The sequence below is a fragment of the Mesorhizobium sp. M0518 genome (assembly GCF_040321125.1).
In the GTDB taxonomy this organism is placed as follows: domain Bacteria; phylum Pseudomonadota; class Alphaproteobacteria; order Rhizobiales; family Rhizobiaceae; genus Mesorhizobium.
Genome location: NZ_JAMYQY010000008.1, coordinates 103338 through 115400, shown reverse-complemented (window position 1 = coordinate 115400; position 12063 = coordinate 103338). Strand labels below are relative to the sequence as shown.

General features: G+C 62.3%; 12 protein-coding genes. 9 read left to right on the top strand and 3 right to left on the bottom strand.

What is annotated here, in order from left to right:
* The first annotated feature begins 192 nt into the window (after nt 1–192).
* Complete coding sequence (locus NKI66_RS13810; RefSeq protein ID WP_013528464.1) at nt 193–318, top strand: hypothetical protein; 126 nt, start codon at nt 193–195, stop codon at nt 316–318.
* 207 nt (nt 319–525) lie between these two features.
* A complete protein-coding gene (sugE, locus tag NKI66_RS13805) occupies nt 526–840 on the top strand; it encodes a quaternary ammonium compound efflux SMR transporter SugE (RefSeq protein WP_013528463.1) in 315 nt (104 codons plus the stop codon).
* A 139-nt stretch (nt 841–979) separates the two neighbouring features.
* Here sugE and NKI66_RS13800 read toward each other — a convergent pair whose 3' ends face one another.
* Nucleotides 980–1408 (bottom strand): DUF6481 family protein, encoded by a 429-nt coding sequence (locus tag NKI66_RS13800; RefSeq protein WP_023761392.1) that lies wholly within the window; start codon nt 1406–1408, stop codon nt 980–982.
* Between the two features lie 301 nt (nt 1409–1709).
* On the opposite strand from NKI66_RS13800, the gene NKI66_RS13795 reads away from it, so the two are divergent.
* The 3 genes from NKI66_RS13795 (at nt 1710) to NKI66_RS13785 (ending at nt 5128) form a co-directional block, all read left to right on the top strand.
* Nucleotides 1710–2771 carry an LLM class flavin-dependent oxidoreductase gene (locus NKI66_RS13795; protein WP_352751939.1) on the top strand — a complete coding sequence of 354 codons (1062 nt, stop codon included), beginning with the start codon at nt 1710–1712 and terminating at the stop codon, nt 2769–2771.
* A 117-nt stretch (nt 2772–2888) separates the two neighbouring features.
* Nucleotides 2889–4058, top strand: coding sequence for an AI-2E family transporter (locus tag NKI66_RS13790; RefSeq protein ID WP_023810749.1), 1170 nt, complete (start codon nt 2889–2891; stop codon nt 4056–4058).
* Nucleotides 4059–4126: 68 nt separating this feature from the next.
* Nucleotides 4127–5128: an LLM class flavin-dependent oxidoreductase gene (locus NKI66_RS13785; RefSeq protein ID WP_023810748.1), complete on the top strand. Its 1002-nt coding sequence runs from the start codon at nt 4127–4129 to the stop codon at nt 5126–5128.
* A 33-nt stretch (nt 5129–5161) separates the two neighbouring features.
* Here the strand turns inward: NKI66_RS13785 and NKI66_RS13780 are convergent, their stop codons facing one another.
* Nucleotides 5162–6181 carry a LacI family DNA-binding transcriptional regulator gene (locus tag NKI66_RS13780; protein ID WP_023810747.1) on the bottom strand — a complete coding sequence of 340 codons (1020 nt, stop codon included), beginning with the start codon at nt 6179–6181 and terminating at the stop codon, nt 5162–5164.
* Nucleotides 6182–6402: 221 nt separating this feature from the next.
* Between NKI66_RS13780 and NKI66_RS13775 the strand changes: the two genes are divergently transcribed.
* The 4 genes from NKI66_RS13775 (at nt 6403) to NKI66_RS13760 (ending at nt 11173) form a co-directional block, all read left to right on the top strand.
* Nucleotides 6403–7986, top strand: a complete 1584-nt coding sequence (locus tag NKI66_RS13775) for a sugar ABC transporter ATP-binding protein (RefSeq protein WP_023810746.1) — start codon at nt 6403–6405, stop codon at nt 7984–7986.
* Complete coding sequence (locus tag NKI66_RS13770) at nt 7983–9299, top strand: ABC transporter permease (RefSeq protein ID WP_128304196.1); 1317 nt, start codon at nt 7983–7985, stop codon at nt 9297–9299. The genes NKI66_RS13775 and NKI66_RS13770 overlap by 4 nt, the downstream gene beginning before the upstream one ends.
* Entirely contained in the window at nt 9296–10264 is a 969-nt protein-coding gene (locus NKI66_RS13765; protein ID WP_023810744.1) for a substrate-binding domain-containing protein, read from the top strand. Before NKI66_RS13770 ends, NKI66_RS13765 begins: the two co-directional genes overlap by 4 nt.
* 156 nt (nt 10265–10420) lie before the next feature.
* Entirely contained in the window at nt 10421–11173 is a 753-nt protein-coding gene (locus NKI66_RS13760) for a DUF5131 family protein (RefSeq protein WP_023810743.1), read from the top strand.
* Here NKI66_RS13760 and NKI66_RS13755 read toward each other — a convergent pair.
* Nucleotides 11170–12021: a three-Cys-motif partner protein TcmP gene (locus NKI66_RS13755; RefSeq protein WP_031213061.1), complete on the bottom strand. Its 852-nt coding sequence runs from the start codon at nt 12019–12021 to the stop codon at nt 11170–11172. The genes NKI66_RS13760 and NKI66_RS13755 overlap by 4 nt on opposite strands.
* Between the last annotated feature and the right edge of the window lie 42 nt (nt 12022–12063).

The window sequence follows — 12063 nt, the reverse complement described above, 5'->3', positions numbered from 1 at the left end:
CTGACGATCACCGGGCGGAGGCACGGGTTGATGCTGCAGTGCGAAGACAACCATGGCATGGACCGCCATGGTTTACGAGCAAATTAGAAACCGGTTGAAAGCGAGCCGCTGACGGCGGCAGCAGTCGCTAACCCCTTGCAGTCCGGCGGTTCTCTTGTTTCACTTCGCTTCCCACATCAGGAGGAACGAATCATGGCTAAAGGTGCGATGAAGGCAGGCAAGGAAGCCCGCAAGCCGAAGAAGGACGCCAAGAAGCCCGCCCCGGCTCCGGCCCTGAAGGCGCCGCCGGTGAAGGCGATGAAGCTCAAGGACAAGTAAGTCCGGCCGATTTGCTTCGAAATGGGATTGCGACCGGCAGCGCTGTTGCCGGTCGTTGTTGATCGAGCGCCCGAAATTCCTATATTGGCATGGCGGGGACGACCTCGCGCTTCCCCAAAATCCGGATGGGACGACCCGCCATTGTTTGACTGATCGTCGGACGCCGAAAATCACTTTTCGGTCCGATGCTCTGATGGAGCGTTGTCGATGTCTTGGATTCTTCTCTTTTTTGCCGGCCTGTTCGAGATCGGCTGGGCAATCGGCCTCAAATACACCGATGGCTTCTCGAAGCTGGTGCCGACCGTGCTGACCGTTGCCTCGATGGTCGTCAGCCTCACTCTGCTCGGCCTGGCGCTGAAGGCGCTGCCCGTCGGCACCGCCTATGCGGTGTGGACCGGCATCGGCACCGTCGGTACGGCACTGCTCGGCATCTGGCTGCTCGGCGAACCAGCCACCGCGATCAGGCTGGCCTGCATTGCGCTCATTGTCTGCGGCATCATGGGATTGAAGTTCGCCGCCTGACCGATAGCGCTTCTTGTTTTATGCATGTCGTCCTCCCAAAACCGGGACCACTTATGGGCGACATGCATGGGACAAACACAATCAGGGCCGCTGCGAGGCGACCCTGATTCTCGAAGCCGATTGCTTCGTAGCCTGGAGGCTAGCGGGCCGAGAAGCCCGGCGGCGTCCTGCCGGTGCGCTGCTTGCGTGCCGCATAACGCGCGTCACGCTTGGCCTTGCGCTCGGCTTCATCGGCCAGAAAACGGGCGATGCGCTCGTTCTCTTCGGATTCCCGAATCTTGGCCTCAGCCTGTGCAGCTTCCTCGGCGGCGATACGTGCCGCTTCGGCTGCTGCCTCGCGCTCGGCCTTCTCGACCGCTTCGCGTGCCAGCTTCTCCTGCTTCAGCCGGGCCTTTTCGGCCTCGCGGATTTCGCGAGCCGCAAGGATAGCCTTGCGTTCAGCCTGCCGCGCCAGCACTGCGGGATCATCCGCCGCCGGCTTTGCCTTGAAGCGCTCGAGGAGCGCCTTCTTTGCCTCGTTTGCGGCGTTGCGCCGCTCGAAAACGTCTTTTTCCCTGTAGATAGCCAAGTCCACTTCCCTGAAGTCAATTCGCGACGCTTACATACGCGCGAAAACCGAGAGTTCAAGCGCCAAAACGGCATGGCAGCCATGAAATTGTCGGCTGTTGCAGCCGGGAGACGCCTTTGGAGCAATTCCAGGAGAAGTGTGAAGCGGTTTTCCCGGGAAAAGCGCGCAGCGCTTTCCCTTGGGAATTGCGACGAAGAGATAGAGTCGAAAACGACATGCACTGTTCACCGTCGCCCCTCTGGCAGCGAGGTTGGCGGATGGCTACGTCTAGCGGCAAATTCCAACATCAGGATGACATTAGATGGAACTCGGTCTCTACACCTTCGCCGACGTCAGCCCGCAGCCGGGCCCCGGCGCAATCGGCCCGCATGAGCGGCTGCGCAACCTGATCGAGGAGGTCGAACTGGCCGACCAGGTCGGCCTCGACGTCTTCGGCCTCGGCGAGCATCACCGGCCCGACTATGCCGCCTCCGCACCGGTCGTGGCCTTGGCCGCGGCGGCCGAGCGTTCGAAGCGCATCAAGCTGACCAGCGCGGTCACCGTTCTGTCCTCCGACGACCCGGTGCGCGTTTTCCAGCAATTCGCCACGCTCGATCTTCTGTCGGGCGGCCGCGCCGAGATCATGGCCGGGCGCGGCTCGTTCATCGAATCCTTCCCGCTGTTCGGTTACAACCTCGAGGACTATGACGAGCTGTTCGCCGAAAAGCTCGATCTGCTGCTTGCCATCCGCGACAGCGTGAAGGTCACCTGGTCCGGCAATCTGCGCGCGCCGATCAACGATCGCGGCGTTTATCCCCGGCCCTTCCAGGACAGGCTGCCGGTCTGGATCGCCATTGGCGGCACGCCGCAGTCTGCCGCCCGCGCTGGCGCGCTCGGCCTGCCGCTGGCGCTCGCCATCATTGGCGGCGAGCCGGCGCGTTTCGCGCCGCTGTTCGATCTCTACCGCGAAGCCGCCAAGCGCGCCGGTAGTGATCTGGCGGGCCTCGCCACCAGCATCAACGTGCACGGCTTCATCGCCGAGACGACCGAGCAGGCGGCCGACGATTTTTACGGCCCGCAGGCGGAGGTGATGAACCGCATCGGCCGCGAGCGCGGCTGGGGTCCGACATCCCAAGCGCATTTCGACCAGTCGCGTGGCCCGAACGGGGCCTTGTTCGTCGGCGGCCCCGAGCAGGTGGCTGAGAAGATCGTCGCCCAGCACAGGATCTTCAAAAACGACCGCTTCCTGCTGCAAATGGCGATCGGCACCATGCCGCATGCCAAGATCATGAAGGCGATCGAACTCTACGGCACCAGGGTGGCGCCAATCGTACGCAAGGAAACAGCCAAGGCTGAGCCGGCACCGGCAGCGCCGGTCGCCTGACCCGGAGTCCGGTGCGAGCGGCCTCATTCCGGAAGCCGGCTCATGGAACCTGCGCCCATAACTCTGCGTTCATGCAGGCAATAGCCGATCGCCGAGGGCGCCGGCTCGAGGGTGAGCATGAAAACCGAACCCGCTGCCTTGGCTCACGCCGTCGCCGACGAATCGGATTCGCGCGTTGCGGCCCGCGCCGACACGCATCTGATGCGTTCGCTGCTCGTCGGCATTTTCCTGTTCATGGCCATCTATGCGCTCTACTTCGCTCGCGCTTTCTTCATGCCGGTCATTCTGGCTTTCCTGCTGGCGCTGACGCTGACGCCGATCGTTAGGCTCCTGCGCAGGCACGGCATCTCCGAAGTGATTTCGGCGACCCTTCTGGTGCTGGTGTCGATCTGCATCTTTGCCAGCGTAGGCTACCTGCTCAGCGGACCGATCATCGACCTCATCAACAACACCTCTTCGATAGGCCAGCAACTTGCCGAACGGCTGGCGCAATTGCGCCGCCCGCTCGAGAAGATCATGCAGATTTCGCATCAGATCGAACAGCTGACCCAGACTTCGCAGGAGCCGGGCATTCAGAGGGTGGCGGTGGCGCAGTCCGGCATCCTGTCGGCGGCCGCCAGCAACATCCTGTCGGCGGGAACAGGCCTGACCATCATCTTCGTGCTGTCGCTGTTCCTGCTCGCCTCCGGCACGATGTTTTATGAAAAGATCATCCAGTCCTTCGCCCGCCTCAGCGAAAAGAAACGGGCGCTGCGCGTCGTCTATGACGTCGAGCGCGAAATCTCGCACTATCTGCTCACCGTCACCATCATCAATGCCGGCCTTGGCACAGTCATCGCTCTCGGTCTGTGGGCGCTTGGCATGCCCAATCCGCTGGTCTGGGGAGCCGCCGCGGCGTTGCTCAACTTCTTGCCCTATGTCGGAGCGCTGATCACCATTGCGCTTGTCACGGTCATGGCGTTGATCAGCTTCGATACCATCTTCTACGCGCTTCTGGCGCCGGCCTTCGTGATCTTGTGCGACATCGTCGAAGGCCAGTTCGTGACGCCGATGGTGGTCGGCCGGCGCCTGGAGATCAACGCCGTGGCGATCTTGATCGCCATCGCCTTCTGGTCATGGCTGTGGGGCTTCGTCGGCGCCCTGATGGCGGTGCCGCTGCTGGTCGTCATCAAGGTATTCTGCGATCATTTCGACGGGCTTAGCCATGTCGGCAATTTTCTCTCCGCGCAGCACGCGGTTGTCGTCGAGGAGGACGACATCGCCGACCCCGAAGCTGTCAAAGGCTGATCAATATTTTTGAATTTGCGGCGCCGCCGGATGCTTCCTACATGCGGTCCTGACACAGGATCCCACCCATGACCGCTCTTTCCGTTCTCGACCTGTCGCCGATCGTCGAAGGCAGCGATGCCTCGCAGTCGCTGGCCAACTCGCTCGATCTTGCCCGCCATGCCGAGCGCCTGGGCTACAAGCGTTTCTGGCTGGCCGAGCATCACAACATGCCGGGTATCGCCAGCGCGGCCACAGCCGTCGTCATTGCCCATGTCGCCGGCGGCACCAAGACCATTCGCGTCGGCGCCGGCGGTATCATGCTGCCCAACCATTCGCCGCTGGTGATTGCCGAGCAGTTCGGCACGCTGGCCGCCTTGCATCCGGGCCGCATCGATCTCGGCATCGGCCGGGCGCCCGGCACCGACATGGGCACCGCCCGTGCCTTGCGCCGCAATCTCGAGGCCGGGGTCGACAATTTCCCTCAGGATGTCGTCGAGCTGATGGGCTATTTCCAGCCGGCCGAGGAGGGCCAGCGCATCCGAGCCGTGCCCGGCGAAGGCCAGGACGTGCCGGTCTGGATCCTTGGCTCCAGCCTCTACGGCGCGCAGCTCGCCGCCATGCTCGGCCTGCCCTACGCCTTCGCTTCGCATTTCGCGCCGGCGGAGCTGGATCACGCGCTGGATGTCTACCGCTCGCGCTTCCAGCCGTCCGAGCAGCTCGACAAGCCGCATGTCATGCTTGGCCTCAATGTCTTCGCCGCGCCCACCGATGCGGAGGCCCGTTTGTTGTTCACCTCGCTGCAACAGGCTTTCGTCAATCTGCGCACCGGTCGGGCCGGCCGGCTGCCGCCACCTGTCGAGAACTATGACCGCGATCTCGATCCGATGGCAAAGACAATGCTCGGCCAGGCATTGTCCTGCGCCGTCGTAGGCTCCCCGGAAACGGTGCGGCAAGGCATCGATGCCTTCGTGCGCCGCACCGGCGCCGACGAACTGATGGTCACCGCGCAGATTTTTGATCATGCGGCGCGGGTGCGATCGTTCGAGATCCTGGCCGAGGCGCACAAATCCCTGTCGCAGGCGGCCTGACAACTCCTGGTACGAATATACGCTGGCGAAAGACTACGCGCTCACGCTCTGCGCAATCGCGCCGAGCGGACGGCATGAATTGCGGATCATCAGCCGGCCCTTGAGCAAAAGCTTGCGCGGCGGCGCGTCCCTGTTGCCGGCGAGACGGTCGAGAAGCAGATTGGCCGCCTGTTCTCCGATCGCCTGCACCGGCTGGGCCACCGTGGTCAACTGCGGCTGGAACACGTCGGACCATGGAAAGTCGTCGAAGCAGGCGACCGAAATGTCTTCCGGGCAGGACAGGCCGATGTCGCGGATCGCCTTCATGGTGCCGATCACCATCGGGTTGTTGGCCGAGAAGATAGCACTTGGCCGATCATGCGAGGAAAGCATCTGCATGGTTTCGTTATAGCCGTCGATCTCATGGAAATTGCCGAAGCGGATCAGTTCTTCGGCGATCGGCAGGCCGGCGGCGTGAAGCGCCTCGCGATATCCCGCCATGCGGTCATGCATCGGCGAGATGTCCGAGGTGCCGGTGATGTAACCGATGCGCCGGTGGCCGAGATTGATCAGATAGGTGATGGCGTCGAACACCGCGCGCTGGTTGTCCAGTACCACGGCATCGGTGTCGACGCCTTTGCAGATACGATCGAGCAGCACGACCGGCACGTTGGCGTCGTCGACGATCCGCTTGAGGATCGCGCCGTCGCCGACGCGCGCCACGATCAGCCCGTCGACCATGCGGTCGAGCAGCAGCCTGATCTGGTCGTCCTGGGTGTTCAAATCCTCGTCCGTGCAGCACAGCATGACGGCATAGCCGGCCCGGTCGAAGGCCTGCTGGATGACCGAGACGACATCGGTGAAGAACGGGTTGGTGATGTGCGGCACGGTCAGTCCGATGGTGCGGGTCGTGCCCATCTTCAGGCTGCGGGCGATCGCGTTGCGCTTGTAGCCGATATCGCGGATCGCCTGCTCGATGCGCTGGCTAAGCTCCGGGCTGACCGTCGCCGTGCCATTGATCAGCGCCGAAACGGTGGCGACAGAAACCCGCGCCGCTTCAGCCACATGGAGCATGGTGGGCGCGGTGGATTTGCGGTGTCTTTTTTGCCCTGACGCTGTCATTTTCGAAACGTTTCGCCACCCCTTGCTGGCCAATACGTACGGAATCCTGTCCTTTTAAGCAAGAATCGAATTGCATCAAACGCCCGGCACCTTATATCGGCTTGACATGATCGAAACGTTTAGATTAGCGTTTGCGGGAAATTGACGACGACGGAAGGGAGGCCGCCATTGTCATGCAAGAGAGCAATTCCCTTTCCCCGCAGCACGATGCGACTGATCGGTCGGACACCGTTCTGAGTGCCGAGCGCATTTCCAAGAGCTTCGGCGGCATCGCCGCGCTTGTCGATGTCAGCTTTGAGCTGCGGCGCGGCGAGGTTCATGCCTTGATGGGCGAGAACGGCGCCGGCAAGTCGACGCTGATGAAAATCCTCTCCGGCGTCTATACCGGCTATGAAGGCACGGTCAGCGTCGATGGCCGCCCCGTCAGCTTCGCCGGAGTGCGCGACGCCGAGGATGCCGGCATCGCCATCATTCATCAGGAGCTCAACCTGGTGCCCGAGCTCAGCGTCGCCGACAACATTTTCCTCGGCCGCGAGAAGCTGATCGCCGGGCTGATCGTCGACCGCAAGGCAAGCAGCCGCGCGGCGGGTGCTTTGTTGCAGCGGCTCGGCATCGAACTCGATCCGCAAGCCCGCGTCGGCGCCTTGCGTGTCGGCGAGCAGCAACTGGTCGAGATCGCCAAGGCGCTGTCGATGTCGGCGCGCATCCTGATCATGGACGAGCCGACCTCGGCGCTGTCGCCGGCCGAATGCCAGCGGCTGTTCCGCATCATCCGCCAGCTTGCCGACAGCGGAGTCGCCATCGTCTACATCTCGCACCGCATCGACGAGGTCATGCATCTGGCCGGCCGCGTCACCGTGTTTCGCGACGGACGCCATGTGCTGACCGAGCCGATGGCCAGGCTCGACGAAGATGCGATCATTTCGGCGATGGTCGGCCGCAACCTGCTTGCTTCCTCCCAGGAAGAGCGCAACACCACTGGCATGACCGTGCTTTCGGTCGAAAACCTGTCGCTGTCGAAGCCCGATGCGCATGGCTGGCGCACCGTGATCGACGGCGTCGGCTTCGATCTTGCCGCTGGAGAAATCCTTGGCATTGGCGGGCTGCTGGGTTCGGGCCGCACCGAGATCCTGGAAGCGATCTTCGGTTCGAGCGATGGCCGCACCGGCGGCGAAATCCGTATCGACGGCCAGCGCATGGATATCCGTTCGCCGCGCGATGCAAGGCGGCTGGGCATCGCGCTGGTGACCGAGGATCGCAAGACGCAAGGGTTGCATCTGCAGGCTTCGATCGCGGACAATGTCGCGCTGCCGCTGGTCGGCTCGCTGGCCCGCTTCGGCATCCGCTCGCTGGCCGGCGAGCAGGGGCTGGCGCGGCAGGCGGTCGAGGCCCTCGGCATCCGCTGCCGGGACATCGATCAGCCCGCCGGTACGTTGTCGGGCGGCAACCAGCAGAAGGTCGTCATCGGCAAGTGGCTGGCAACCAGGCCAAGGGTGCTGCTGCTCGACGAGCCGACGCGCGGCATCGATGTCGGCGCCAAGCGCGAGATCTACGACCTGATCTTCAGGCTGGCGCGCGACGGCCTCGCCATCGCCGTCATCAGCTCCGAACTGCCGGAGCTGCTGCACCTCTCCGACCGCATCCTGGTGATGGCCGATGGCCGCCAGACAGGCATTCTTTCCCGCGACGCGGCCAGTGAGGAGGCCATCATGCGCCTCGCCGCCCCGCGTCGGACCATATCGAGACCAGCCGCATGACTGCCCTGAAACTCCTGTCCCGAACCAAGCTCTATTGGGGCCTGATCGCCATCTTCCTGATCGGCGTGCTCGGCTCGCCGATGAGCTCGAAGGGCAACAACATCTTCCTCTCCTACGGCAATCTGCTCGATGTGCTGCGCCAGGTGTCGACCACCGGCCTGATCGCCACCGGCATGACGGCTGTCATCATCACCGGCGGCATCGATCTCTCCGTCGGCTCGCTGATGGCTATCTGCTCGGTGGTCTGCGCCATGCTGCTGACGGTTCCAGGCGTGACGCCGGGCGTCGTGCTGGGCGTGCCGACCGTCGCGCTGGTGGCGCTTTGCCTCGGTTTCGTCGTCACCCGTTTCATTTTCCAGAACCTGGCAAAATCCCGCGCCGGCGCCGATCTCCTCCGCGAGATCAGGCTGGACGGGATTCGTGGGGTGGTCACGCCCGCCGTCGTCGGCGTGGTCCTGTGCTGCCTGTCGCTTTGGTACCTGCTGCCGCAGATCGATCCGAAATTCGGCGTGTTCGGCGTGCTGCTGGTGGCGCCATGCGTCGGCCTGCTGTGCGGCGCGCTCAACGGCTTCATCATCGTTGCCGGGCGCCTGCAGCCCTTCATCGTCACCTTGGCGATGATGGTGACGGCGCTCGGCATCGCCCGGCTGACCGCCGGCCAGAACAATGCGGTGCTGCCGGTCTATACCGGCTCCAACGCGACCGCCGATTTCGAGATCCTGCGCTCGCTGGTGTTCGGCATCATCCCGATGCCGGGCCTGTTCTTCCTCGGCGCCATCCTGATCTATGGCGCGGTGCTGCGCTTCACGCCGTTCGGCCGCTATGTCTACGCCATCGGCGGCAACGAGGAGGCGGCGCGCCTCTCCGGCATCGCCGCCGGCCGCGTCAAGATCGCTACCTATGCTGTCTCCGGGCTGCTCGCCGGCATCGCCGCCGTGCTCTATGTCGCGCAGTACCGGCAAGGCAAGCCGGATGCCGGCGCCGGGCTGGAGCTCGATGCCATCGCCGCCGTGGTCATCGGCGGCACCAGCCTGATGGGCGGCCGCGGCAGTCTCACCGGCACGTTCTGCGGCGTGCTGATCTTCGGCCTGCTCTCCAACATCCTGCAGCTCCACAACATCAATTCGAACCTTCAGCTGGTGCTGAAGGGGATGATCATCATCGGCACCGTGCTCGTGCAGGAGCGCAATGCCGGTGATCTCCTGGCCTATCTGCGCCTGCCCGGCGGGCAATCGGCGCACAAGGAAACGGCCGCGGCAAAGCGGCCGTCGCAAGAGACACCGTCTCTCAATCTCGGAGGAAACAAAAAATGAAACGACGTGACATGCTGAAGCTTGCCGCCCTGACCGCGGCGCTGCTGACCACCACCGCGCTTCTGACCACCGGCAATGCCTTCGCCCAGGACAAGAAGTGGAAGATCGGCTTCTCGCAGGTGACGACCATCGAGCCCTGGCGCGCGCAGTTCAACAAGGACATCCTGGCCGAAGCCGCCAAGCATCCCGAGGTCGAACTGATCATCACCGACGGCGAGGACAAGACCGAAAAGCAGGTCGCCGATGTCGAGAACCTGATCCGCCAGGAGGTCGATGCGCTGTTGGTGTCACCGAAGGAATCTGCCGGCTTGACCGGCGTCGTGCAGCAGGCGATCGACGCCAAGATCCCGGTCTTCGTGCTCGACCGCAATGTCGACACCAAGGACTACACGCAGTTCGTCGGCGGCGACAACGCGCTGATCGGTCGCGCGGCCGGCGAATATGCCGTCGAACTGCTTGGCGGCAAGGGCAAGGCTGCAGGCAACGTCGTCGAGATCTGGGGCGGCATGGGCACCCAGCCGGCGCATGACCGCCATGACGGTTTCCATGAATTCACCGACAAGGAACCGGGCATCAAATATCTGCTCGACCAGCAATCGGGCGACTGGAAGCAGGACCAGGCCTACAATCTGATGGCCAACGCGCTGAAGAGCAACGAGAAGATCGATCTCGTTTACGGCCACAACGACCCGATGGCCTATGGCGCCTATCTCGCCGCCAAGGATGTCGGCCGCGAGAAGGACATCAAGTTCATCGGCATCGACGGCCTGCCCAATGAAGGCGTGCAGATGGTGAACAAGGGCGAGCTGACGGCGACCTTCACCTATGTCACTCCCGGCGCCGAAGGCCTGCGCCAGGCGATCAAGTTCCTCAACGGCGAGAAGGTCGAAAAGACCATCACTCTGCCGACCGAGAAGATCACCAAGGAAAACGCTGCCCAGGTGCTGAAGGACAACGGCCTCTGAATGCTATTGCCGGAGAAGGTAGCTCCGGTGTTTAGAATTCGGCCATAGCTCTCCCGCTCTTTGGTGGGCTATGGCCGGAACCTCTTCAGCCGTCGAACTCGATAACGGAAGCTTCATCACCTTGAATTAACCATCAACGTGAAGGAGAATCTTCCTATGGCTGAGACTTCGATCGAATGGACCGACGCGACGTGGAACCCGGTGGCCGGCTGCACGATCCTGACCGCCGGTTGTACGAACTGCTACGCGATGCGCATGGCGGCACGACTAGATGCCATGGGCATGAACAAGTACCAGGGCTTAACACGGAAGACGGGTGGCCGGGCGAAGTGGACCGGCAAAGTCATCACCGATCCGAAATCGCTGTCGATCCCCGCAACTTGGTCAAAACCACGCCGCGTCTTCGTGAACTCGATGTCCGATCTCTTTCATGTCGATGTGCCAGCCGATTTCATTCGGCAGGTATGGGCTGTGATGGAAGAGACGCCACGGCATACTTATCAGATTCTAACGAAGCGCCCGGAAGTCATGGCCAAGGTTCTGACGCGTGGCGACTTTCCCGTTCTGCCGAATGTCTGGCTCGGGACCAGCGTTGAAGACCATCGAGTGCTGGGCAGACTCGATGACCTTCGCCGAGTGCCAGCAGCAATCCGGTTCGTTTCTCTAGAGCCGTTGATTGGATCTGTGGCCGGTGCCAATCTCACCGGTATTCAATGGGCAATCGTTGGCGGTGAAAGCGGGCCAGGGGCACGGGATATGAATCCTCACTGGGTCGACGAGATCGAAACGATGTGCCGACGCGCGGGCACGGCATTCTTCTTCAAGCAGTGGGGAGGCAATAATAAGAAAGCCGCCGGTCGTATGCTCAATGGTCGTATCTACGATGAGATGCCGTCAGCTACCGCCTAGAAAAGGTTGCCCTGTCTTTGGTTGTTGGCAGCGACCTTCCAAAACGCCAGAGCGAGTTCATGCTTGGCGGCTAGCAGAAGCCAATATAGCGGCTGGTTGCCGGGTCCGGTTACTAGCTTGGGTTCGGGGGAGGGCCATACGCCGAGTCGTCCAACAAGTTCCGACCAATAACGCAAAATTGCCTGGCGTGTTGCCTTGGCGTTTCCCGCTTTGATGGCGTCACGCCAGCCAGGAATGAAGGCATCGAACACCGTCGAGTCGCCCGACGAGTATTTGTCGAGGTTCCGCTGCAGGTCCATTTGGCTGACATGTACAAGCATGTCGACGTACCGAAGGTCTGACAGCGTGCTGATCATCTCGAAGTTGAGCGTCTCCAGGTTGTAAGGATCCAGGTATGCGAAATTCAAGCTATGAGGGTTCACAACGCCGACGACCGTCTTGATGGTGGCAACAGCATTACCCGTGAAAGCCACGACCGGAGCGTTCAGCGCTTGTAGCCGTTTCTTGCAAGCCTCAACCCGCCCGGGTTCGATATCTCCGATATATACCGCAGAGAATGGCGTTCTGCTGTCCGCACTCTTCTTCCAGGCAGCAACCACACCGCCATCAATGAACTCATTGGTGCCGCGAATCCTGCATCTGCCCGGTCCACAGAACGGATCAATCAGAGTTGCTCCAGCCTTTCCGTGATCGAGCCATTTTGATCGGACGCCACGGCTGATGTCGACATAACGACATAGATACTCGTGCTTAGTTTTGGCCCAGGCGCCGACCTCCTCTACGGGCGATCCGTCGTCGCCTTGAACAAGCTGCCCCACAAACGCCCCCGTTTTGATCGATCCAATCATCTTTGGTGTCAATCGACAAGCGACGAGCTAACCGCATTCGCC